General features: G+C 61.9%; 18 protein-coding genes. 6 read left to right on the top strand and 12 right to left on the bottom strand.

The genetic code is table 11. The features are described 5' to 3' along the window. Positions 1 to 82 precede the first annotated feature (82 nt). The 6 genes from infB to MPC4_RS00875 all read right to left on the bottom strand — a co-directional run bounded on the left by infB (position 83) and on the right by MPC4_RS00875 (position 9071). On the bottom strand, positions 83 to 2761 hold the full coding sequence (gene infB / locus MPC4_RS00900) for a translation initiation factor IF-2 (RefSeq protein ID WP_174510867.1): 2679 nt from the start codon (positions 2759 to 2761) through the stop codon (positions 83 to 85). A gap of 316 nt (positions 2762 to 3077) precedes the next feature. Next, positions 3078 to 3743 carry an RNA-binding protein gene (locus tag MPC4_RS00895; RefSeq protein WP_174510866.1) on the bottom strand — a complete coding sequence of 222 codons (666 nt, stop codon included), beginning with the start codon at positions 3741 to 3743 and terminating at the stop codon, positions 3078 to 3080. Between the two features lie 48 nt (positions 3744 to 3791). Continuing rightward, on the bottom strand, positions 3792 to 5411 hold the full coding sequence (nusA, locus tag MPC4_RS00890) for a transcription termination factor NusA (RefSeq protein ID WP_174510865.1): 1620 nt from the start codon (positions 5409 to 5411) through the stop codon (positions 3792 to 3794). A 10-nt stretch (positions 5412 to 5421) separates the two neighbouring features. After that, positions 5422 to 6192 (bottom strand): ribosome maturation factor RimP, encoded by a 771-nt coding sequence (gene rimP, locus MPC4_RS00885; protein ID WP_244628770.1) that lies wholly within the window; start codon positions 6190 to 6192, stop codon positions 5422 to 5424. A gap of 321 nt (positions 6193 to 6513) precedes the next feature. After that, positions 6514 to 7476 (bottom strand): alpha-E domain-containing protein, encoded by a 963-nt coding sequence (locus MPC4_RS00880; RefSeq protein WP_174510863.1) that lies wholly within the window; start codon positions 7474 to 7476, stop codon positions 6514 to 6516. Between the two features lie 137 nt (positions 7477 to 7613). Then, a complete protein-coding gene (locus tag MPC4_RS00875; RefSeq protein ID WP_174511084.1) occupies positions 7614 to 9071 on the bottom strand; it encodes a circularly permuted type 2 ATP-grasp protein in 1458 nt (485 codons plus the stop codon). A gap of 359 nt (positions 9072 to 9430) precedes the next feature. Here MPC4_RS00875 and MPC4_RS00870 point away from each other — a divergent pair, with 359 nt between their 5' ends. The 3 genes from MPC4_RS00870 (at position 9431) to MPC4_RS00860 (ending at position 11615) form a co-directional block, all read left to right on the top strand. Further along, a complete protein-coding gene (locus tag MPC4_RS00870; protein WP_134489894.1) occupies positions 9431 to 9640 on the top strand; it encodes a hypothetical protein in 210 nt (69 codons plus the stop codon). 68 nt (positions 9641 to 9708) lie between these two features. After that, positions 9709 to 10341, top strand: coding sequence for a fasciclin domain-containing protein (locus MPC4_RS00865; RefSeq protein ID WP_174510862.1), 633 nt, complete (start codon positions 9709 to 9711; stop codon positions 10339 to 10341). Between the two features lie 209 nt (positions 10342 to 10550). Beyond that, complete coding sequence (locus tag MPC4_RS00860; RefSeq protein ID WP_174510861.1) at positions 10551 to 11615, top strand: coiled-coil domain-containing protein; 1065 nt, start codon at positions 10551 to 10553, stop codon at positions 11613 to 11615. A gap of 9 nt (positions 11616 to 11624) precedes the next feature. Here the strand turns inward: MPC4_RS00860 and MPC4_RS00855 are convergent, their stop codons facing one another. The 4 genes from MPC4_RS00855 to MPC4_RS00840 all read right to left on the bottom strand — a co-directional run bounded on the left by MPC4_RS00855 (position 11625) and on the right by MPC4_RS00840 (position 15748). Next, a complete protein-coding gene (locus tag MPC4_RS00855; protein WP_134489900.1) occupies positions 11625 to 12371 on the bottom strand; it encodes a YebC/PmpR family DNA-binding transcriptional regulator in 747 nt (248 codons plus the stop codon). A 215-nt stretch (positions 12372 to 12586) separates the two neighbouring features. Next, positions 12587 to 13279 carry a glutathione binding-like protein gene (locus MPC4_RS00850; RefSeq protein ID WP_174510860.1) on the bottom strand — a complete coding sequence of 231 codons (693 nt, stop codon included), beginning with the start codon at positions 13277 to 13279 and terminating at the stop codon, positions 12587 to 12589. Between the two features lie 187 nt (positions 13280 to 13466). Continuing rightward, entirely contained in the window at positions 13467 to 14372 is a 906-nt protein-coding gene (rpoH, locus tag MPC4_RS00845) for an RNA polymerase sigma factor RpoH (protein WP_174510859.1), read from the bottom strand. Between the two features lie 359 nt (positions 14373 to 14731). After that, entirely contained in the window at positions 14732 to 15748 is a 1017-nt protein-coding gene (locus tag MPC4_RS00840) for an RluA family pseudouridine synthase (RefSeq protein ID WP_244628769.1), read from the bottom strand. Between the two features lie 736 nt (positions 15749 to 16484). Here MPC4_RS00840 and MPC4_RS00835 point away from each other — a divergent pair. Together MPC4_RS00835 and MPC4_RS00830 are read left to right on the top strand one after the other, a co-directional pair. Further along, positions 16485 to 17702 carry a GNAT family N-acetyltransferase gene (locus MPC4_RS00835; protein WP_210253569.1) on the top strand — a complete coding sequence of 406 codons (1218 nt, stop codon included), beginning with the start codon at positions 16485 to 16487 and terminating at the stop codon, positions 17700 to 17702. A 217-nt stretch (positions 17703 to 17919) separates the two neighbouring features. Continuing rightward, on the top strand, positions 17920 to 18585 hold the full coding sequence (locus MPC4_RS00830; protein ID WP_174510858.1) for a class I SAM-dependent methyltransferase: 666 nt from the start codon (positions 17920 to 17922) through the stop codon (positions 18583 to 18585). 99 nt (positions 18586 to 18684) lie between these two features. Here MPC4_RS00830 and MPC4_RS00825 read toward each other — a convergent pair whose 3' ends face one another. Both MPC4_RS00825 and aroB read right to left on the bottom strand, forming a co-directional pair. Next, positions 18685 to 20007, bottom strand: coding sequence for an HlyC/CorC family transporter (locus MPC4_RS00825; protein ID WP_174510857.1), 1323 nt, complete (start codon positions 20005 to 20007; stop codon positions 18685 to 18687). Positions 20008 to 20011: 4 nt separating this feature from the next. Further along, a complete protein-coding gene (gene aroB, locus MPC4_RS00820; protein ID WP_174510856.1) occupies positions 20012 to 21874 on the bottom strand; it encodes a 3-dehydroquinate synthase in 1863 nt (620 codons plus the stop codon). Positions 21875 to 22169: 295 nt separating this feature from the next. Here aroB and MPC4_RS00815 point away from each other — a divergent pair, with 295 nt between their 5' ends. Continuing rightward, positions 22170 to 22892, top strand: a complete 723-nt coding sequence (locus MPC4_RS00815) for an OmpW/AlkL family protein (RefSeq protein ID WP_244628768.1) — start codon at positions 22170 to 22172, stop codon at positions 22890 to 22892. Positions 22893 to 22960 lie beyond the last annotated feature (68 nt).

Here is a 22960-nt window from a genome sequence, read left to right as displayed (position 1 = left end):
CGATGGAAAAACCGGCTCGGCCGATCATCCAGCGCCGCCAGAGGCGTTACTCTTTGCGGCCTTCGCATCGCTGGCGGCCGCCTTACAGCGAGCGCTGAATCTCCTCGATGCGATAGCATTCGATGACGTCGCCCGCGCGCATGTCCTGGTAGCTCTCGAAAGCCATGCCGCACTCCTGACCGGCGACGACTTCCTTGACCTCGTCCTTGAAGCGCTTGAGCGTCGATAGCTTGCCTTCGTGCACGACCACATTGTCGCGGATGAGCCGGACATTGGCGCCGCGCTGCACGGTTCCATCCGTGACCCGGCAGCCGGCCACCTTGCCGACTTTCGAAATATTGAAAACCTCGAGTATTTCCGCGTTGCCAAGCATTTCCTCGCGCAAAGTGGGTGCGAGAAGGCCGGACATCGCGGCTTTTACATCATCTACGAGATTATAGATGATGTTGTAGTAGCGGATTTCCAGACCTGACTGTTCGGCCAGCTGGCGCCCTTCCTTATGGGCGCGGACGTTGAAGCCGATCAGCGCCGCTCCCGAAGCCTCGGCCAAAGTGACGTCGGATTCGGTGATGCCGCCGACGCCCGCGTGAATGACGCGCGCCGCGACTTCATCCGTGTTGAGCTTCTCGAGCGTCGCGATAATCGCCTCGACCGACCCCTGGACGTCGCCTTTGATGACGAGCGGGAACTCCTTGCGCCCAGCCGTCTTCAGCTGGCTCATCATGTCGGCGAGCGAACCGCGCGCCAGATTGCCCCGCGCCGCGGCCTGCTCGCGCTTCTGGCGGTCGCGATATTCGGCAATTTCGCGGGCTCTCGCTTCATTCTCCACCACGGCGACGCGATCACCGGCCTCGGGCGAACCCGAGAAGCCCAGAACCTCGACCGGCATCGACGGACCGGCCTCGTGCCGCGCCTCGCCCTTGTCGTCGAGCAGGGCGCGCACCTTGCCCCATTGCGAACCGCCGACGATGAGGTCTCCGACCCGCAGCGTGCCGCGCTGCACCAGCACGGTCGCGACGGGGCCGCGGCCCTTGTCGAGCCGCGCCTCGATGACCGTTCCTTCGGCGGGACGATCGGGGTTCGCCTTGAGGTCGAGGAGTTCGGCCTGCAGGGCGATGAGGTCGACGAGCTTGTCGAGATTGATCTTCTTCGTCGCCGAAACCTCGACCTCGAGCGTGTCGCCGCCGAGCGATTCGACCTGCACTTCATACTGCAGCAATTCGCTGCGCACGCGCTCGGGCTTGGCGTCCGGCTTGTCGATCTTGTTGATCGCCACGATGATCGGCACATTCGCGGCGCGGGCGTGGGCAATGGCTTCAGCCGTCTGCGGCATCACGCCATCATCGGCGGCGACGACCAGCACGACGATATCGGTGACCTTGGCGCCGCGCGCGCGCATCGCCGTGAAGGCGGCGTGGCCGGGCGTGTCGATGAAGGTCACCGGCACTCCGTTGGAGGCGACGATCTGATAGGCGCCGATGTGCTGCGTAATGCCGCCCGCCTCGCCGGAAACGACATTGGCGTGGCGCATCGCATCGAGCAGCGAGGTCTTGCCGTGATCGACATGGCCCATGATCGTGACGACCGGCGGGCGCGGAACCTGATGTCCGTCGGCGTCCGGCGTATCGAACAGGCCTTCTTCCACGTCGGATTCGGCGACACGTTTGACCGTGTGGCCGAGCTCCTCGGCGATCAGCTGCGCCGTATCGGCGTCGATCACATCGGTGATCTTCGCCATCTGGCCCTGCTTCATCATCAGCTTGATGACGTCGACCGCGCGCTCCGACATGCGGTTGGCGAGTTCCTGGATGGTGATCGTCTCAGGCAGGACGACTTCGCGCGCCAGCTTTTCCTTGGTCTCGCTGACATGGCCCTTCAGCCGCTGGGTGCGGCGGCGGAAGGCCGCGATCGAGCGCGTGCGCTCTTCTTCGTCCCCCGTCGCGCTGGCGACCGTGAGACGGCCGCGGCTCTTTTGCTCGGCGCCCTTGACCGGGCGCGCGACGATGACCTTCGTCGGCATGCCCGGACGGCGGATGATGCGTTTGGCCTCGTCTTCCTCGGCCGACGCGGGGCGGGCGACAGCGGCGAGGCCGGCCGGTCCTGGCTGACCCTGCGCGGCCGGCGCGCCCGCCGGCGTGGTTGAGGCTGGCGCCGAGACGGGGGCCGGCGCTTTGCGCGGCGCCCCGCCCGTTGGAGCCGGCGCGGGTTCGCCACCGGCGAGACGCCGCTTGGCTTCCTGTTCCGACCGGCGCTTCGATTCCGCCTCGAGAACGCGGCGCGCTTCCTCCTCGCGCTTGCGCGCTTCGGCGGCGGCGCGCTCCTCGCGTTCACGCGCCTCGCGCTCCTCACGGGCCTTGGCTTCGATTTCAGCGCGCTTGCGCTCTTCGATCTCGCGTTCATGCGCCCCCGACAGAGCGCGGGAGCGCGCCTCGCGCTCCTCCTCCGTCAGCGACCGCAGGATGACGCCGGACGACGAGCGCGGCGGCCCGCCCTGCGGACGCTGCGGCTTCTGTTGCTGTTGCGGACGCGGCGGCTGCGGCGCGACGGCGGGCTGAGCCGGCTCCGGCGCGGCGCTCTCGCGCAGCGGGTGCGGCTCGCTTCCCAGCGCGCGGCGCTTTACCTTCTCGACGACGACCGCCTTGCTGCGACCATGCGAAAAGCTCTGGCGCACAATGCCAGCCTCGACCGGACGCTTCAGCGACAGCGTCTTGGTCGGGGAAACGCTCAGCGTATGGTCACCAGGGTTCTTCGTTTCACTCATCAGTCTTGCGTTCCCGGGCTCGCGCCCATTCGAAATTCAATAAGCCGGCAGCGCCGGCCGTCGAGACCATGAAGGCTCCGCACTGGCGGAGTTCACGGCCGCTATTTTCCCGCTTCAATTCTCGATCCATTCGAAAGATCAGCCATCTTTCGGATGGATCGCGCCACACTCGCTTCAGACCGTGAACCAGAGGAACCGGCCCCTTGCCGGATCATGCTCCCATCGGCAGACAAACGGCGCTCGCCCGACGACGCAACAGCCCCAGTTCAATTCGCAAAACCTTTCCATGCCGCCCGCGGCACGAAAACCTTCCGCCTCAATCGCAATCGTCTTCCAAACCCAAATCCGCCGGCCGCGGCTCCAGCGCCGCCGGCCGGTACATCTCCAACCGGCGGCAACGTGCGAGAAAGGCCTCGCTCGCGGATCCCGACAGTAAAGCTGCATGTATCACATTAGCCCGCCCTAACGCCAAATCCAATTGATCTGAACGAAAGAGTGCGATGCGCGGCCTTACAGCTCCCTCTCCGAAACGCCGCCGCAGACTCTGCCCGAGCTTGCGCGCCCCGTCGGCTCCGCCATCCGCTGCGTGGACCAATCCCGCGATGGAGCCGCCCGTGATCGCCTCCTCGACCTTGCCAAATCCCGCTACGATCTGCCCCGCTTTATTGGCGATCGACAGCGCCTGCAAGCAATCTTGCGTCAGCAAAGCCTCAATCTCCGCCGGCAAATCTTCAGACGCGAGCACCTTCTTTTTGAAGCCGCGCGCGAAAGCTTGCCTTTTCACTGCTTCCGCGACCCGAAGCTCGCTGGCTGTAACCCATACGCCGCGCCCGGGCAATTTCTGCCTGATGTCCGGAACGACGACATCGCCCGGGCCGACGACAAATCGAATCATATCCCCCGGCGAACCCTTCGTCCGCGTGACGATGCAGGTTCGCTCCGGTCCGGTCTCGCTATCGCTCGGTTCGACTTCCGCCAGCATCCATGCTCCAAATCGCCGCCCGCGCACAAAACCCAAGGCTGCCAGGGGTCAGTGCGTGATCTCGCCGTCTTCTTGTTCTTCCGGCGCTTGCTCCGCCGCCGGCTCGGGCTCGGGCTCGGGCGCCGCCTCGATCCAACCGGCGTGCACGCGCGCCGTCATGATCATCGTCTCGGCCTCCTCCCGGCTGAGTTCGAAACCATCGAGATAGCCGGCGTGCTTCACGCTCTCGCCGTCCTTGCGCTCGGTCCAGCCAATGAGGTCGTCCGTGGCGCAGCCGGCGAGGTCTTCGACGGTCTTGACGTCGTTTTCGCCGAACTTCACCAGCATCGCCGTGGTGACGCCGGCGACCTCCCTCAGTTCGTCGGAGACCCCAAGTTCGATACGGCGCGCATCCTGCTCGGCTTCGATCCTTGCGAGGTAATCATGCGCCCGCGCCTGAATTTCGGAGGCGGTGTCTTCGTCAAATCCCTCGATTGTCGCAAGCTCGGCGGGTTCGACAAAGGCCAGTTCCTCGACGGAGCGGAACCCCTCGGAGGCGAGCAATTGCCCAACGACCTCATCGACGTCGAGCGCCTTCATGAAGATATTGGTGCGCTCGATGAATTCTTTCTGCCGGCGCTCCGATTCCTCGGCTTCGGTGAGAATATCGATATCCCATCCGGTCAACTGCGAGGCAAGCCTGACATTCTGGCCGCGCCGTCCGATCGCTAATGATAATTGGTCATCGGGCACGACAACTTCAATACGCGCGGAATCCTCGTCGAGCACCACCTTGACGACTTCGGCCGGCTGCAGCGCATTGACGATGAAGGTGGCGGCGTCAGGCGACCACGGGATGATGTCGATCTTTTCGCCCTGAAGTTCATTGACGACGGCCTGCACGCGCGAGCCGCGCATGCCGACGCAGGCGCCGACCGGATCGATCGAGGCGTCGCGCGAAATCACCGCGATCTTGGCGCGCGAACCCGGATCGCGCGCAACCGATTTCACCTGAATAATATTGTCGTAGATTTCCGGCACTTCCTGCTGAAACAGCTTGGCCATGAACTGCGGATGCGTGCGCGACAGGAAAATCTGCGGTCCCCGCTGCTCGCGGCGCACGTCATAGACATAGGCTCTCGCGCGATCGCCAGGGCGGAACATCTCGCGCGGGATCATCTCGTCGCGGCGGATGGTGGCTTCGCCGCGGCCAAGATCAATGATCACATTGCCATATTCGACGCGCTTGACGACGCCGTTGACGATATCGCCGATGCGATCCTTATATTCCTGATACTGCCGGTCGCGCTCGGCCTCGCGCACCTTCTGAACGATGACCTGTTTCGCCGACTGGGCGGCAATGCGGCCGAAATCGAAGGGCGGCAGCGTCTCGGCGATCCAGTCGCCGACCTGCGCGGCCGGATTCTTCTTGCGCGCTTCCGCGAGGGTAATGTGGATCGCGTCATTTTCGATCTGGTCGACGACGAGCAGAAGCCGGGAAAAGCGAATTTCGCCGGTCTTCGGATTGATTTCGGCGCGAACCTCGGTCTCCTGCCCATAACGCGAACGCGCCGCCTTCTGGATCGCATCCTCCATCGAGGTCAGAACGATCTGCCGGTCGATCGACTTTTCGCGCGCGACGGCGTCGGCGATCTGCAAAAGTTCGAGCCTGTTGGCGCTAACGGCCATCTTGCATCTCCTATTTCGGCATTGGGCGCGGAGGCGAAGGGCGCGCGCCCGCCTGCGGTTTGCCCGATTTGGCTTGTTTGAATTTGGATCTGACGCCCGCCGGCAGAAGCGGCTTGGCTTTCGCGGCGCTGTTACGCGCGGCGAAGCGGCCTGGCCCGCGCTGCGGCAGCGGCGCTCCGGCGCTCTCTTCCGCGTCCTCATCCTCCGTTTCGGATGGGCCGTCTTCCGCCAGCGCCGCCTTCGCCGCGCGCAAGGATTCTCGGATCAGAGCCTCCGTCAGCACGAGCTTGGCTTCGGCGACGTCGCGCAGCGGCAATATCGCCTCAACATCTTCGCCGGGCTTCGCATCATTGCGCATAAGCTTGACCGACGCTTCAACCCCATCGCCATCGACCTCGGCGATCACGCCGCGGAAACGCTTGCGGCCCTCGACGCCAACGCGCAGTTCGATGCGCGCCTCCTGCCCCACTGCACGCCGCACATCGGAGGCCCGCACCAAGGGCCGATCGATCCCAGGAGATGAAATTTCAAGCCGATAGGCCTGACTGACAACATCCTCGACATCGAGAACCGGCGATAGAGCCGCGCTGACCGTCTCGCAATCATTGACGGTCATCGATCCGTCGGGCCGCTCCGCCATGATCTGCACAGTCATGCCGTCCTGCGCCGAGAGCTTGACCCGGACGAGACGATAGCCAAGGTCAGCGAGCACCGGCTGCGCCACATGGGCGATCCGCGCGGCGGCGCCGGTTTCCAGGACGAAGCGAGCCTCATCCAGCAAAGTCCGCGGCTCTTCCTGCAAATTCGTGCTTTGATCCAAACTCTATCGATTCCCCAACGAAACATCTGACGGGCATATCGCGGCCGATGCGCGGCGGGTCTTGTCGGCAACAAAAAAGAGCGGGTCCGGACGGGCCCACTCTCGATACGGCATTCATCCGACTAAGATAAACGCTATGAGAAGATTGAATAAAAAGAATATAGCCCTTTCAGCGGGGCGGCGCAAGCCTCCAGCGGAATTGATTCGGTCGGAGACGCCAATCGGGGCCCGTCGGGGCGGGCGGGCGCCGCGCCTAAGCTGCAAGCGCGATAATCAAGCGCGCTAATACTGCAGATATTGCTCGCTGATCGTATTTCCAAGACGATCATTGTCCTGAACGAAGCCCGTGATGAATTCATGCAGGCCGATCTTGAAAATTTCGCTCGTCGTCGCGTTTTCGAGCCGCTGCATGACGGCATGAGCCTGTTTCTGCGCCGGTCCGGTGCGCCCATAGGCTTTGGCGATCGAATCGAGGAAATGAACGATATTGTCGTAGCAGGCGATGAGCGAGCGCGGCATTTCGAGCTTCAGGATCAAAAGATCGGCGATGAGCCAGGGCTTCACGTTCTCGCGGTAGACCCAATGGTAGGCGGTCAGCGCCGAGACGGCGCGCAAAATCGCAGTCCATTGGAAATAATCGAGCGAGCCGCCGACAGCTTCGTTTTCCGGCAGCAGCACATGATACTTCACGTCGAGGATACGGGCGGTGTTGTCCGCGCGCTCGATGTAAAGGCCAAGGCGCGAAAACCAGAAGGCGTCATTGCGCAGCATGGTGCGATAGGCCGAGCCGTCGTAATCGAGGGACGTCTTTTTCACAAAATCGAGGAAGCGCGACAGTTCGCGCCGGTCATATTGGCCGCGCGACGCATTATTGGCCTCAAACCGCTTGAGCTCGATCCAGGCGCCGTTGATCGCATCCCACATTTCGACGGTGAGAGCGGTGCGAACCGCCCGCGCATTGGTGCGCGCCAATTCGATGCAATTGCGGATCGAAGACGGATTGTCCGGCGCGAAGGTGAGATATTCGACGACGCTCTGCTCCTCGGCGGCGGCGCCGCGCGTCTCGCGAAAGCCGGCCGCCGCGCCAGAGGATTCGAGCGCGCTTTCCCATTCGGTTCCGGTCCCGGAATAATTCGTCGGCAGGGTCGCCAGACGCTGCGTCGCTTCGACGATGCGGGCGAGGAAATCGGCGCGCTCGACATAGCGGGCGAGCCAATAGAGGTGATCAGCTGTGCGGGAGAGCATTGCCTGCTTCTAAGCCTCTCTTAAGTCCAATGGGCGACGAGCTTTGGGAAATAGGCGGGAAATCGGAAAGACGCAGCAAGAGGTGGGCAAGATCCTGAGCGGCGCGATCGGCGGCCGCCGCGAGGCCGGTTGCGAATTTAAGCGAGCTGGCTCTGGCTTTGACTCTGGCTTTGAAACGCCGCCGGCGCATCGAAAATCGAATCATCGACGATCCAGGTGTCCTTGGTGCCCCCGCCCTGACTGGAATTGACGACAAGCGAGTTTTCGATCAGGGCGACGCGCGTAAGGCCGCCCGGCACCACGCGAACGCCGTTAGTGCCGGTGAGAACGAAGGGCCGCAGATCGACGTGACGCGGCGCGATTCCTGTGTCGAAGAAGGTCGGCGTAGTCGATAGCGCGAGCGTCGGCTGAGCGATGAAATTGTTCGGGTCCTTCGTCAGTTTGGCGGCGAAAGTCTCGATCTGCGCCTTGGTCGCGCGCGGGCCGACGAGCATGCCATATCCGCCCGATCCATTGACCTCCTTGACGACGAGATCAGGAAGATTTGCGAGCACATGGCGCAAGGCTTCCGGCTCGCGGCAGCGCCAGGTCGGGACGTTCTTCAAAATCGCCTTCTCGCCGAGATAAAATTCAATGATCTCGGGCACATAGGTGTAGATCGCCTTGTCGTCGGCGACGCCCGTGCCGACCGCGTTGGCGAGCGTGACGTTGCCGGCGTGATAGGCGCGCATCAACCCCGGAACGCCAAGCACCGAATCGGGATTGAACACCTCAGGATCGATGAAATTATCGTCGATGCGCCGGTAGAGCACGTCGATCTTTTTCGCGCCCTGCGTCGTGCGCATGTAAAGCTTGTCGTCTTCGACAAAAAGATCGCGTCCCTCGACGAGCTCGACGCCGAGCTTGTCGGCCAGAAACGAATGTTCGTAATAGGCCGAGTTGAAGCGGCCGGGCGTCAGGAGAGCGATGGTCGATTGCCCGCTGCTCCCGAGCGGAGCGACGGAGCGCAGCGCCGCCAGCAGCACGTCGGGATAATTCTCGACGGGGGCGACCCGATGCTCGGCGAAAAGATCCGGCATCAGCCGCATCATCACCTCGCGGTTTTCCAGCATATAGGAGACGCCGGACGGCGTGCGGACATTGTCTTCGAGCACATAGAAATCGTCTTCGCCGGTCCGCACGACATCAATCCCCGCGATCTGGACATAAATATCATGGGGCACCGGCCGACCGACCATTTCCGGGCGAAACTCGGAGTTTTTGAGGATGAGATCGGCGGGGATCTTGCCGGCCTTGATGATTTCCTGCGCGCCATACACGTCTTTGAGAAAGCAGTTCAGCGCCTTGACGCGCTGGAGAAGGCCGGCCTCGAGCCTGGCCCATTCCGAACGCAGCATGATGCGCGGGATGATGTCGAAGGGAATGAGACGCTCGCCGGCGTCCTTTTCGCCATAAACGGCGAAGGTGATTCCCATGCGTCGAAACAAGAGTTCGGCCTGGGCGCGGCGCGAGGCGAGGTGCTCAGTCGAGGTTGCGCCGAGCCATCGCGCGATCTTGCTGTAGACGGGGCGGACTTTGCCCCCCGCCAATGTCATTTCGTCGAAATAGCGCCCGTCTCCCAATAGCTTGAGCTCCTTGCTGAGAATCGTTCGGCTATTTGCCGCTTATCCTTGGATAAGCATTTTGCATACCAGAGAGCGGGAGTCGGCCGAGGTCAATCCGGTCAAACTAACTGATTTCCTCTCTTTTGACGAAGGAATTGGCGAGCGCCATGAGCCAACGCAAAACGACGTAGATTGACTTGAAATGAGATGCTTATGGTTAACGGTCTGGAAAGAACTCGCGCCTAGCTTGCGGATATCGCAACACGCGGGCGGCCCGCGCCTCTTCGTCTCCGCCCCGCGTGGCGTCCCAGCATGGCGTCGCCCTTTTCTCCAGCTGAAGGAGCGCCGCCATGTCTCTTGCCTCCACCACCCCCGGCTCTCGCGAACGCCGCTCCTCGCCGCGCAGGGGCGCTGAAGGCAACACGCTGGCGCAGGTTCTGCGGCTCGCCGCTCTCGTCATTCTCGCCGTTCTGTGGATCGGCGTCGCCGCTATGCAGAAGCACCGCCGCGACATCGCGCCGGACGCCGCGGCGACGCTTCATTCCGCGGCGATGCGCTGATATAAACCCGAGGCCCAATCCGGCCGATGACGGATCGACTGGGCCAGGAACCGCGACTGAACAGGATGATGAAGCCGCTTTTTCTTCCGCTCGCCGCGGCTCTGGTCCTGCTCGGGGGCCAGCCGCCTATTTGGGCCGAGGACGCCGCGCCGGAAGCCGCCGCCCCGGCTGACGGCGCGACCTCCAGCACAAAAAATGCGAATGCGGAATTTGATATGTCGGTCGAGGTCGGCGGCGCGCCAATGTACGCCTCGAAGACCATTCTCGAGAATGCCGCGACTTCAAAGGATCACACCCGTTTCGTCGCGGACGCCGAAACCTCGGGGCTCGCCGGGACTCTGGCGGAAACCGGCCCTTTCACCGTTTTTGCGCCCGTCAACAGAGCTTTCCTGAACCTAACGAAAGCGACAGCCGACGCCCTGCTGAAGCCTGAGAATGCCGCGGCTCTAAAAGCCGTCGTGGCCTATCACGTGCTGGCGGGAAAGTTTTCAGTGGCGGATTTCGTCGCCGCCATCCGGAAGGGGGAGGGAAAGGCGACGTTCAGGACGCTTGAGGGCGAGGATCTCACGATTGTGCAGGATGGCCGCAGGCTTCAGATCATCGACGCAAGGGGCGACCGGGCGATTGTGACGATTTCGGACGTGAACCAGAAAAACGGCGTCATCCACGTCATTGACACGGTCCTTCTGCCGAAAAGCTGAGCATTGAGCCGGCGTCATCGGCGAGCCGCGCGCCCGCGAGCAGACTTCGGGGCGCCGGCTTCAGGGCGCTGGGCGAAAGTCATATTAATGCTGGGTTTTGCGGCCAAAGGCTTTTTCGCATACGGTTTATTTGGATATCATTTTATACAAATGTCCTCTTCGTCCTCCCATGACCCCGGGTTGAGCGTGCTGGTTTGATCGAACAGGCGATGCTATTCGCGCTTGGATTTCTGATCGCAGGGCTGCTCGCTCTCGTGATCGCTCCGGCGTTTTGGCGGCGCGCCATACGCCTGTCGACGCGGCGGCTCGAAATGCTGGTTCCGTTGTCGACGCGGGAAATCATCGCCGAGCGCGACCTCCTGCGCGCCGAATTCGCCGTCGAACGCCGAAAAATGGAACAGAAAGCCGCGGCGCTCAATGCGATTCGCATGCAGGACATGGCCGAGCTCGGCCGCAGGGCGATTCAGCTTGTTGAAAAGAGCCATCACCACGCCGCGCTCGAAAGTCGCTATCGCGAGCAGGCGGCTGAGCTCGCGGCGGCGCGTATCGCCTTGGCCGAAGCGCAGGCTGAACTCGCCGCCGCCAACTCGGCGCTGTATGGCGCGGACGGCCTCAACGAGCTGAAGGAGCGCGATCTGACGCAGCTGCGCGGCGAAATCGCGACGGCTAAGGCTCAGGCTGCAAAGCAAAGCGCAGCTTTGGCCGATTTTGAGGCGCTTGTGACGATGCAACAGGCACATCTCGTGGCCGCCCGCAACGACATCGCCCGGCTGGCCGACGAATTCGCGACCCTGCGCCTCGAACGCGACGCCGGCGCGGCGACGCTCAAGGCGACGGCGGCGCAGCTCGCCGACCGCGAAGAGGCTCTGACGATCGCACAAAACAGAGAGGCGGAGCTGCTGCGGCGGCGCAGGCGGCAGATCGAGACGTCGCGCGCCGTCGAGCGGCGGCTGGTTGAGAAAATCGCGCGGCTGAACGCCGCCGACGCGGCCGCGCGTCAGGATCTCGACGCGGCGAGGGAGCGTTCCGACGGTCTTGCTCAAGAGCTCGCGGCGCTGCGCCGCCTCAGCTCGGGGCGCGAAACGGCGCCCGCTTCCAGCGAGCGCGAGGAAAACACCATTTTGCGTCAAAACATCAATGAAATCGGCGCCGCCATCATTCGCATGGCCGGGCTCGCGCTCGACTCCGCGCCGCCCGAGCGCTTCGACGAAAGCTCCGACAAAGCCGCGGCGCGCGCGCTCGCCAAAGCGCATCTCGCGGCGAAATCGAAGTAGCGGCCGCGATCAGCCGCCGAGCTTCGCCACCAGCGCGTCGGAAATTTCATAATTGGCAAAGACATTCTGGACGTCGTCATTGTCCTCGAGGAGGCCGATGAGACGCAGAATCTTTTCGCCCGCTTCATCATCCACGCTGATCGTCGTCTGCGGCTTCCAGATCAGGCTGGCTTTCGTCGGTTCGCCGAACTTGCTCTCCAGAGCCTGCGCGACGTCGCGCAAACTCTCGAGCGAGGTGATGATCTGATGCGTTTCCTCGTTTGATTGAACGTCGTCCGCGCCGGCCTCGATAGCGGCTTCAAGCATCGCCTCTTCGGAGGCGGCCTTCGCCGGAAATTCGATGAGGCCGACATGATCGAACATGAAGGACACGGCGCCGGTCTCGGCGAGGGATCCGCCGACCTTGGTGAAATAAGAGCGGACCTCGCCCGCGGTGCGATTGCGGTTGTCGGTCAGGGCCTCGACGATGACGGCGACGCCGCCCGTGGCATAGCCTTCATAGCGCACTTCATCGTAGTTTTCGGCGTCGGCGCCGGACGCTTTCTTGATGGCGCGCTCAATGTTGTCCTTCGGCATGTTTTCGACGCGCGCGGCGATGACGGCGGCGCGCAGGCGGGCGTTCATGGCGGGGTCCGGCAGGCCGAGCTTGGCTGCGACGGTGATTTCGCGGGCGAGTTTGGAGAAGAGCTTGGAGCGGATCGCATCCTGCTTGCCCTTCTTGTGCATGATATTTTTGAATTGGCTATGTCCGGCCATGCCCGAAAATCCCGTCCCCTCTCCGTCACAAGCGCTCTCAACAGCATTTTCAGGCGAAGCGGCTGGCGCTTTGCGTCAAGAAAATGCGATCAGACAAGGAGATACGAAGACGGTCCGATTCGGAACATCCTCTCTCCCTGAGCGCGGAGCGCCAGCATATAAGCCGGGAATGGCCGGAAATAAAGACCCGCGCGCATGGGCGCGGGCGCCTCTGTTCAAGCCCGACCCGTCTGCCCAAACAGGATCTTGCGGGATTCTTCGTCGGCGATGGTCGGCAACTGATTGATCGTGGAGGCGAGCGCATAGGCCCGCAGGGTCGCCGGCCGCGCCGCGATTGTCTCGAACCAGATTTTGAGGTGAGGAAAATCCTCGAGATCCTGACCCTGATTCTTGTGCGGCACGATCCAGGGATAGATCGCCATGTCAGCGATCGAGTAATCGCCGGCGACAAAGGGCCGGCCCGCGAGGCGCTTGTTCAGCACGCTGTAAAGCCGGTTGGTTTCCTTGACATACCGCTCGATCGCGTAGGGAATTTTTTCCGGCGCATAAATGTTGAAATGGTGATTCTGCCCGGCCATCGGCCCGAGGCCGCCCATTTGCCAGAACAGCCATTCGAGCGTCGCTACCCTTGCGCGAAGGTCCCGGCTCAGGAATTTGCCTGTTTTTTCGGCAAGGTAGAGTAAAATCGCGCCGGATTCGAAGACCGGCACGGGCGCGCGCCCATCATTCGGATCACGATCGATGATCGCGGGAATGCGGTTGTTCGGCGCGATCGCCAGGAATTCGGGCGTGAATTGCTCCCCCTTGCCGATATTGACCGGATGGATCGCATAGGGCAGTCCGGCCTCTTCAAGAAAAAGCGTGATCTTGTGCCCGTTCGGCGTCGTCCAATAAAACAGATCGATCATTTCTCTCGCGCCGCGGAAAGCATGGCACAACCATGCAGAAGGGTTCAAAGAGCGCTTAAGGCCCCGTCACATATGAGCGTATCAGCGCGGCTTTCGTGAAGCCATCCATCAAAAAATCGCGACCGCCTCGCGGGAGGCGGTCGCGATTTGTCTCCAACAAAGCCAGAGCGGATCGACGGCGCGAGGCCTACGCGGCCGGCCCGGCGATCTGCGGCGTCCGCGTTTGCATCTCGATACGCGCGACGCCGGCCTTTACGGCGGACTGCACCTTTTCAAAGGCGCGCACTTCGATCTGCCGCACACGCTCGCGCGAGATATCGAATTCGTCGGAGAGCGCCTCCAGCGTCATCGGATCGTCGGCCAGCCGGCGCGCCTCGAAAATGCGGCGCTCACGATCGTTCAACACGCCCAGCGCGTTATGCAAGGCGCCGAGGCGATTGTCTTTCTCCTCACGATCGAGAAGCGTGTTCTCCTGGCTGGCGCTATCGTCGACGAGCCAATCCTGCCACTCGCCCTCGCCCTCTTCGCGCAGGGGCGCGTTGAGCGAAGCGTCGCCCGACATGCGCCGGTTCATATCGACGACGTCCTGCTCGGAAACTCCGAGCCGGTGCGCGATCTTCGCCACATGGTCAGGCTTGAGGTCGCCTTCTTCCAGCGCCGAAATCTGACTCTTCACCTTACGCAGGTTGAAGAAGAGTTTCTTCTGGCTTGCGGTCGTGCCCATCTTCACGAGCGACCACGAGCGCAGGATATACTCTTGAATTGACGCGCGGATCCACCACATTGCGTATGTGGCGAGACGAAAGCCCTTATCCGGCTCGAAGCGTTTGACGGCTTGCATCAAGCCGACGTTCCCTTCGGATACGACTTCGCTGATCGGCAAACCATAGCCGCGGTAACCCATCGCGATTTTGGCGACGAGTCTCAGATGCGACGTCACGAGCTTATGGGCGGCGTCCTTGTCGGCGTGTTCGCGCCAACTTTTCGCCAGCATATATTCTTCCTGCGGCTCCAGCATGGGGAACCGTCTGATTTCATTCAAGTAACGAGCGAGCCCACTCTCACTTGAGATCATCGGCAGCGCAGCACTCATAATTTCCACCTCCAGGGGGACCCCCGTCTCGGCAGGCCCAGGCGCGGCCACTCAAGGAGTCAGCCACACAACATCAGAATATATGGCGCCTGAACCAGTGCTGAAAGGGGCGCGCCATGTTGCAGCGCATTACATTTTCGCAACATTGGCGGCCGTTGGGGCGCGGTTCTTAAGCACGGCTGTTGGCCGTTTAAGAGAGTCAATAACCACTACGCGCGGCGCCCCTTTAAGGTTTCACATTAACGGAAAAATGAAGACAGGCCTGACCGCCGCCAGGAGAAACCGCGCGCCGCGCTCAACGCTTGTCATTATCGCTCGTCCCGCTTGCGCGAGGCTGTGCGGGAAGATTGCCTTTGCGATCATTTCGCCCCCGCCGCCAAAGCCGCCTGCAGATCCAGCATGTCTCGCGGCGGCGCGCTTTCGAAGTGGAGCGGGGCGCCCGTCACCGGGTGCGCAAAGCCCAGTACGGCGGCGTGCAGGGCCTGCCGCGCCAAAGCTTTCAGCGCCGCTTGCGCTTGCGGCGAAAGGCGCGCCGCTTTGCTTTTGAAGCCCTGTCCGTAGACCGGATCGCCAAGAAGGGGATGTCCCATGCTCGCCATATGCACGCGGATCTGATGCGTGCGGCCGGTCTCGAGCCGGCAGGCGATCAGGCTGGCGTCGGCGCCGAAGCGTTCAAGCGCGCGCCAATGAGTGACGGCGTGGCGCCCTCGCGCCTCTGGGACAATAGCGATTTTTTCTCGGTCAACGGCGTGACGCCCAAGCGGCGCGTCGATCACGCCCGACGCACGCGTCGGCGTTCCCCACGCCAAACATAGATATTCGCGTGTCAGGGATAGAGTCTTGCCGTGGTCGGCGAAGGTCTTCGCCAGGCCATGATGCGCCTCATCGGTCTTGGCGACGACCATCAAGCCCGAGGTATCCTTGTCGAGCCTGTGCACGATGCCCGGCCGCCTCACTCCCCCGATGCCGGACAGGCTCGCGCCGCAGTGAGCGATCAGCGCATTGACCAGCGTCCCATCGAGATGCCCCGCCGCCGGATGGACAACCAGCCCCGCCGGCTTGTCGATGACGAGCAAATGATCATCCTCGAACGCCACATTGAGCGGGATGTCCTGTCCCACAGGCGCGGCGTCGGTCGCCGCCGGAACCTCGAGGCCGATGGTCTGCCCCGCGCGCACACAAAAACTGGCGTCGGTCACCAAGGCGTCATCGACCGCGACACAGCCGGCCTCGATCAGCGCTTTCAGCCGCGTGCGCGACAGGGAAAGTCCGCAGGCGGAAACCTCGGCCGCGAGAAACCGGTCAAGCCGCTCGCCGCCGCGCTCCGGGCCGACGCGAAAGGCGCGCGAGGAAGCCTTGCCCCTCTCCGCGGCCACTAAATCCGCCTGATCCCTCAAATCCGTCGGCACCTTCGATCCCCTTCCCGCTCGCTTCCCTGACATATAGGGAGGCGGCGAGATCTCGTCCCGCCTCAGCGCCAGCCCCGCCGCCACGAGCCATCGTCTGCGAAACAGGCCGCGGCGCGCCCTCAATGTCCGCCCCGGCCGCTTATATTCTGTATTTGGAGCGCCCCGCCGCAAAAAGCATCGAGATCTTTCCGACGCCCGCCAAAGTTCGCGACCGGCGCGCGCCCCGGCGCAGAAGGGCGCCCGAAGAAAACGGCCGACGATATCGAAAGCCGATTTGTCCAAGGCCAGTCCTCTGCTACTCTTGCACCATTGAATGAACCCCGCTTCGGCCGGAGCGCGCATGAGAGGCTGCGCGCAAGCAATTGCGACGAACTGTTTCAAAGCCTCAAGTCGGCGCCGGACGGAGCTGGGGCGCGCATCAGATCTCGATCAATGTGCGCCCCTCAAAAAGACGAAAAATTATAATGCCGAATGGCGGCATAAAATTAGAATAATATTCCTCGGTCAATCGCGCCGACGGTAGTCCGCAATTTGTAATATTCCTGCCATATCAGCCAGCAGTGTATAGTATATTTTTATCCCGAAACCGATCCCTGTTGACGCGCGTCAACAACCCCGGCCCGTGGAAAATCAGAATGGCGTCGATCAAACCCGCCCGCGTTCGATCGACGCCAAAAGAATCAGAGGGACGATCATGCAAAGCATGGATCACAAACCAGCGGCCTTCGATCCACAGGGCGAGATGCCCGACGACATGACGTCCGGCCGCGGAAACCGCCTCCGGGGCGAAATCATAACCATCGAAGATTTGGACGCTTTCAAAGCCCTGCGCCGCGCCTGGGAGGAACTCGCCGCCGCCGCGCAGGACTATTCTCAATGCGCGACTTATGGGTTTTGCGAAGTCGCCGCGGCGCGCGCGCTGGCCAAGAGCACGCCGATCAACATAGCGATGGTCTACGACGATGGCGGTTTGCTGGCGATCTGGCCGCTCGCCATCCATCGCAAGGGTCTGTTGCGGATCGCCAAGGGTCTGACATGCGGAAGCGGCGAAGAATATGGCGGACCGCTCGTCAGAGGCAGAGCGGACAAGGAGGCCGTCACGGCGGCGGTTAGCGCCGCCATGAAAGCTCATGCGGACATTCTGGAGATTGTTCTCGTTGAGGAGGGCAGCGTCCTGCAAGAGGCGCTGGACGCGGCTCCGCAATCCTGGATGCTGCCCCTCTTGCCGCACCGCCTCGGCTCGCTTCCTGGATACGCGATACGGCTGCGGGGGATACCTCGATGGGAGGACTTTCTCGCCACTCTTCCGCGGTCGCTTCGCGAAAACTTGCGCCGCGACCTTAAGCGACTGAACGCAAGCGGTCGCACTGAGATCGGCTGGTGTACAACGGTCGACGACGCCGAGGCGGTTCTGACCTGGCTGTTTGCGAACAAGCGGCAGTGGTCTCAGTCGCGCGGGCTGAATACGCCGTACCTGGAAGACGATCGATTGAAGGATTTCTTCGTCGCGCTCGCCGGTCACACGGATTTATCGTCCATTCCGCTTGTCGCCTTTGTGAAGGTGAACGGCGTTCCGGTCGCAGCGTCCGTGAATTTGGTTGGAAAGTCATGCGTCGAGGGTTTTTTCACGACATATGATGACGCATTTCGCCTCTATTCGGTCGGAACCTTGCTGGTGGAATTCCTGGTGAAATGGTCACACGCCAACGATCTCGATTTCGATTTCCGGCCACTAGAGGGTAGTTATAAGGCGCGTTGGGCGAATAGCGAGACGCGTCACAAGACGCGCATCATATTTCTCAGCCCACGCGGTCGTCTCGCGGAATTTTCATTGCTGGCCGGGCACATGTCTCGCCTCGCGGCCAAAGTTCGAAAAATTATCATCTCGGGTTTCGCGAAGGTCAAAGCGCGTGTCGCTTGACGCCAGGCGCCCTCGATCTCACCCGTATAAATTGGCGTTTCGCGCAGGTCGGCTTGCTTCTCAATTGACATTGGCTCGCCCGCCCCTCCCGCGCGACAGGTTTTGCTGCCCGAACCCGTGGTTTGGCAGGCAATCAAGTAGATTATGTGCGGCTGAATCCATTGTTTGAATGCAGCTATGGAATCGCGGTTATCGTCCCCAGCAAGAGAGCCCGGATATGTCGATTTTGAATTCACCGGTTCTAAGCGGTTTGCGCAGCAATCTGCGGCTCGCCGCGGATCGTCTGATTGATTGGCGCTGGAGAATCAACACTCTTCCGGAAGTTGACCCTGCCGCGAACGTTGGTTCTTCCTCCGAGAAAGCCGGAAAATTCGACGACGCCACGCAGAACCAACCCTGCAGTTATTTACTTGTCTTTTGGTTCGTCGGCCGCATTGTCTTTAAGCCAGACGATGTCTTTTTCGACATCGGATGCGGAAATGGACGGGTGCTTTGCTATGTCGCGCGAAAGCGCGTGTCCAAAGCCGTGGGGATCGAGTTATCTCCGGTCTTCGCCGCCAAAGCGACGGCAAACGCGGAACAATTGAGCGGTCGCTTATCACCCATTGAGGTGCGTTGCGGCGACGCGGCGCAGATGGATTACAGCGATGGAACGGTATTTTTCCTCAACAATCCCTTCGGCTCCCAAACATTGCAGTTAGTGTTGGACAACATCAAAAAAACGATCGAATCCAATCCACGGCCAATCCGCATTTTCTACCTTAATCCTTTTCATTCCTCCGTATTTCGGTCGTCCGGCTGGCTCAAATATGCTGGCGCAAAAAAGGACTCTCTCATTAGGCAGGAAATGGAGCTGTGGACATATGACGGGAGGCGCGGGTAGAGGGACAGCTCAGTGACTGGATCTGCGCGACCGGCCGCGCGTCGATAAGGAGCTTGAGCGCTAGCCCGCGACGCCTTCAGGCGGCGACGCATATTGCCGTCAACGCGGCGCAGCCAGACCAGCCTTTTCCGCGGCGGAGGCCGGCAGTATCCTCAGCAAAGTGATCCGGTTTTTGGTTTTCCGCACGACCTCGAAGCGAAAGCCGTGGAAAGTAAAGACCTGCCCCGATTCGGGGATCGCGCGCGCCTCGTGAATGACGAGGCCGGCGATCGTTGTCGCTTCTTCGTCGGGCAGGTTCCAGCCCATCACCCGGTTCAGGTCGCGGATCGGCACCGACCCTTCGACGGTGACTGAGCCGTCCGCCTGCGGACGGACGCCCTGAACGACAAGATCGTGCTCATCGGAAATATCGCCAACGATCTCTTCGAGAATATCCTCCAGCGTGACAAGTCCCATCACGACGCCATATTCATCGACGACGATCGCGAAATGCATCTTGCGCTTCAAAAACGCCTGCAACTGGTCCTGCACGGGCGTCGTGTCCGGCACGAACCAGGGTTTGAGCGCGATGCTTTCGACATCGAAATGCTCGAGTTTGCCGCCCGCTTCGTCGAGCGCGCGTAAAATATCCTTGGCGTGCAGAACGCCGATGATGTTTTCGGGATCATCGCGCCAGATCGGCAAGCGCGAATAGGGCGCCTCGACGATCTCGCGGATCAATTCCTCTGGCGGCGAATCGGCGTTGAGCGTCAGCATATTGGTCCGATGCACCATGACGTCGGAAACCTCCAGATCGCGCAGATCGAGCAGGCCGCCAAACATGTCGCGATCGGATCGCGCGACGCCGCCTTCCTCATGCAAGAGATCGACAGTGCTTTTCAGTTCCTCATGGCCGGAGAGGATCGAGCGCTGCTGACTGGCGTCGACGCCGGCAAGCTTCAGGACGCTGCGCACAAGGATTTCGACGGCGACCAGCACCGGACCGAAAATGGCGACAAAGAAGGACAGCGTCCGCGCCACGAGGAGCGACATGCGGTCGGGATAATTGATCGCCACGGTTTTGGGCAGGACTTCGGCGAAGACGAGGAGCAGCACCGTCATGATGCCGGTTGCGTAAATCGCGCCGCGATCGCCGACCAGGGCGACGAGAATGCTCGTTGTAAAGGCCGAAGAGCCGATATTGACCAGCGTATTGCCGAGCAGGCACGCGCCGATCAGCCGGTTGCGGCTGGACAAAAGGCGATTGACCAGAGCGGCCCGCCGATCCCCGCCCTTCTCCAATGCGTGCATGCGCGCGCGGGACGCCGCGGTCAACGCTGTCTCGGAGCCGGAGAAAAAGGCCGATAGGGCGATGCACAGAAGGATGGTGGCGATTGCGATCCACAATGAGACCGGCAGAACGTCGGCGCCTGCGCCGTGCATGATGTTAAATTCCTGTGTTCAATTCGTCTTGAAGAAAGGCCCGAACCTCTTCGGCGTCCACCGACTTCGCGACAAAACAATCGCCGACTTCGCGCGCCAGGATGAAGGTCAGGGCGCCGCGCTCGACCTTCTTGTCCTGATACATGGCCTCAATGATCTGGCCGGCGTCGAGGGCGAGGCCTTTGATGTCGGCGAGCCGCGTCGGCAGGCCGACCTCGCGCAAATGCGCCTCGACCCGGTCTGCGTCCCCCCACGGGCAGAGGCCCAATTTTGCGGAAAAGCGGAAGGCCAGAGCCATGCCGATCGAGACGCCTTCCCCATGCACCAGCCGCGCGCCATCATAATGGTTGATGCGCTCCAGCGCATGGCCGAAGGTGTGGCCGAGGTTGAGCAGCGCGCGATCGCCTCGCTCATGCTCGTCGCGGGCGACAATGGCGGCCTTGGCGCGGCAACTCGTCGCGATGGCGTGGACACGGTCGGCGCCGCCTGAAAAGACGCCGCGCCAATGCGTCTGAAGCCAGCCGAAGAAGCCGGCGTCGCCGATGAGGCCGTATTTGACGACTTCCGCGTAACCGGCGCGAAATTCCCGCGCCGGCAGCGTCTCCAAGGCATGTGCGTCGGCGAGCACCAGAGAGGGCTGGTGGAATGCGCCGACGAGATTTTTGCCGTGGTCTGAATTGATGCCGGTCTTGCCGCCGACAGAGGAATCGACCTGGGCGAGAAGGCTGGTCGGGATCTGAACGAAGCGCATGCCACGCCGGATCGAGGCCGCCGCGAATCCGGCGAGATCGCCGATGACGCCGCCGCCAAGCGCGATCACCAGATCGCCACGCTCCAGCTTCGCCGCGATGACGGCGTCGCAGACCTCGGCGAAAGTCGCGAAGGACTTCGACGTCTCGCCAGGCGGCACGATGACGACGGAATGGCGAACGCCCTCCTTGTCGAGAGATTCTTCCAGCCCGGCAAGATGGATTTCTGCGACATTGGCGTCGGTGACGATTGCGCAGGCGGCCCCGGGCGCGAGACGCTGGATGTGGCCGCCGGCTTCGGCGATAAGGCCGGAGGCGATCAGAATATCATAGGAGCGCGCGCCGAGATCGACCCGAACCTTTGCGGCCGGGGGCCGGCCATCTGGCCCTTGCGCCGCGCCAGGCGGCGAACCGGACGCGTCGAACAGCACTTCTCCCGTCGCGAGGGAAATCGGGGCCGGCGCGGAGGTTTTAGAGAGGTTCATTGGTCTCGAGGGCGTGAGGGGCGGGGGGTCAGGCGAAAAGCGCATGAAAAACTCAATGGCGCAGATGATTTCCTCCACCGCCAGCTCATGCGGCCCGTCGCGGGATATCACTGTGACATCAGCGCGCGCGTAATGAGGATAGCGTTGCTCGAGCAGCGTACGCAAAGTTTTTTCGGGGTCTGGACTTTGCAGCAGGGGACGATGCGAGCGTTTGCGCACGCGTCGCCAGAGCACCTCGGGGTCGGCCTTCAGCCAGACCGAGACGCCCCGCTTGGCGATTCGCGCCCGCGTCTCCTCGTTCAGAAAGGCGCCGCCGCCGGTTGCGATCACGCGAGGGCCGTCCTCGAGAATGCGCGCCATGACGCGGCGCTCTCCATCACGAAACGAAGGCTCGCCGTGCTTGGCGAAAATCTCGGCGATCGTCATGCCCGCCGCCGCCTCGATCTCCACATCGGCGTCGACAAAAGGCAGTCCGAGGCGTTGCGCCAGACGCCGGCCGGTCGAGGTCTTGCCTGATCCCATGAAGCCGACGAGAACGATGGAGCGATCTCCAAGCGTCTGCGTCAGCGAGGCGATCCTGCGATCCCGCACGCCGTCTTGACTGTCCTTCACGATTTCAGAGCCGCTGGTCATCGTTAAACTCTAGCATGCGCCCGGATCGGATTTAAGCGGCAGTTTGCCTTGCGCGCGGGCTCAGCAGAATTTTGAGCAATTTTTAGCGCATGTGCCTGTTTCCGCATAATAAGTGGCAGCTTTGCAACAGTTTAGTCCTTAACAGTCCAGCAACCCTTGCAATTGATCTAAATCAAACCGAAGCTTTGCCTATCGGAGCACGTTGCGACGGCACAGTTGGCGGATCGCCGCCAGGGGCTAAAAGCCCGTTTAGGAGTGTTCGGGGGTTTTGATGATTAGGATCGTTCGCTGCGCTATGGCAGCTCTCATGCTTGGCGCGTCGGCCGTCGCGGCGTTCGCGGCCGACCTTCCAGTAGCGCCAGCGCCGGCTCTGGCGCCGGCCCCGGCTCTGCCCGAGGCGTTCCAGCCCTTTCAGGTGCGCCTGCGCGCCGTCGGCGTCTTGCCGGAAGGTGGCGGCATTCTCCAGAACAACGCCACGGGCGGTTTTGTCAGCGGCGGCGTCAAGGCGTCAGACGCGGTCATTCCCGAGCTAGACGTCAGCTATTTCTTTACAAAGAATATCGCGATCGAAGCTGTCTGCTGCGTCTCCTACCACAATCTTTTCCTGAAGGGTGGGACGCTCAACGGCAGCTACATCGGCCACACCTTGCTGTTTCCGCCGACCGTGCTGCTGCAATATCATGTGACGACGCTCGGCGCTTTCCAGCCCTATGCCGGCGTCGGCGTGAATTATACGCACTTTTTCTCCGTGCATCCGGATGGCCAAATTCTGAATTCGCTGAGCCTTGGCGATTCCTGGGGCGTCGCCGGCCAGATCGGCTTCGACTATATGATCGACGATCATTGGGGCCTCAACTTCGACGTCAAGAAACTTCTGATGAACACGCGCGTCAACGCGACTGTGGCGCCGGGAATAGCCTCGGTTTCAGGCAACGCCGCCATCAGCCCCTGGCTGATCGGCGCCGGCATCACCTATCGTTTCGGCGGTCCCGCCTCGGCGATCGTCGCAAAATATTGATGGGCCCCGCGCGGCGACGCGTCTCGTGTGATCATCCCTTGGCTCGAAAGCTTGCGGCGAATGTCGCA

This window comes from Methylocella tundrae, from assembly GCF_901905185.1.
GTDB lineage: Bacteria > Pseudomonadota > Alphaproteobacteria > Rhizobiales > Beijerinckiaceae > Methylocapsa > Methylocapsa tundrae.
The sequence above is the reverse complement of the archived record's forward strand: the minus strand, read 5'-3'. Positions and strand labels throughout refer to the sequence as shown.

What these genes read in the sequence shown, in the direction of transcription:
- infB (WP_174510867.1), bottom strand. Translation starts at nt 2,761, where the DNA reads ATGAGTGAAACGAAGAACCCTGGTGACCATACGCTGAGCGTTTCCCCG.
- MPC4_RS00895 (WP_174510866.1), bottom strand. Translation starts at nt 3,743, where the DNA reads ATGCTGGCGGAAGTCGAACCGAGCGATAGCGAGACCGGACCGGAGCGA.
- nusA (WP_174510865.1), bottom strand. Translation starts at nt 5,411, where the DNA reads ATGGCCGTTAGCGCCAACAGGCTCGAACTTTTGCAGATCGCCGACGCC.
- MPC4_RS00880 (WP_174510863.1), bottom strand. Translation starts at nt 7,476, where the DNA reads ATGCTCTCCCGCACAGCTGATCACCTCTATTGGCTCGCCCGCTATGTC.
- MPC4_RS00875 (WP_174511084.1), bottom strand. Translation starts at nt 9,071, where the DNA reads ATGACATTGGCGGGGGGCAAAGTCCGCCCCGTCTACAGCAAGATCGCG.
- MPC4_RS00870 (WP_134489894.1), top strand. Translation starts at nt 9,431, where the DNA reads ATGTCTCTTGCCTCCACCACCCCCGGCTCTCGCGAACGCCGCTCCTCG.
- MPC4_RS00865 (WP_174510862.1), top strand. Translation starts at nt 9,709, where the DNA reads ATGAAGCCGCTTTTTCTTCCGCTCGCCGCGGCTCTGGTCCTGCTCGGG.
- MPC4_RS00860 (WP_174510861.1), top strand. Translation starts at nt 10,551, where the DNA reads ATGCTATTCGCGCTTGGATTTCTGATCGCAGGGCTGCTCGCTCTCGTG.
- MPC4_RS00855 (WP_134489900.1), bottom strand. Translation starts at nt 12,371, where the DNA reads ATGGCCGGACATAGCCAATTCAAAAATATCATGCACAAGAAGGGCAAG.
- MPC4_RS00850 (WP_174510860.1), bottom strand. Translation starts at nt 13,279, where the DNA reads ATGATCGATCTGTTTTATTGGACGACGCCGAACGGGCACAAGATCACG.
- rpoH (WP_174510859.1), bottom strand. Translation starts at nt 14,372, where the DNA reads ATGAGTGCTGCGCTGCCGATGATCTCAAGTGAGAGTGGGCTCGCTCGT.
- MPC4_RS00835 (WP_210253569.1), top strand. Translation starts at nt 16,485, where the DNA reads ATGGATCACAAACCAGCGGCCTTCGATCCACAGGGCGAGATGCCCGAC.
- MPC4_RS00830 (WP_174510858.1), top strand. Translation starts at nt 17,920, where the DNA reads ATGTCGATTTTGAATTCACCGGTTCTAAGCGGTTTGCGCAGCAATCTG.
- MPC4_RS00825 (WP_174510857.1), bottom strand. Translation starts at nt 20,007, where the DNA reads ATGCACGGCGCAGGCGCCGACGTTCTGCCGGTCTCATTGTGGATCGCA.
- aroB (WP_174510856.1), bottom strand. Translation starts at nt 21,874, where the DNA reads ATGACCAGCGGCTCTGAAATCGTGAAGGACAGTCAAGACGGCGTGCGG.
- MPC4_RS00815 (WP_244628768.1), top strand. Translation starts at nt 22,170, where the DNA reads ATGGCAGCTCTCATGCTTGGCGCGTCGGCCGTCGCGGCGTTCGCGGCC.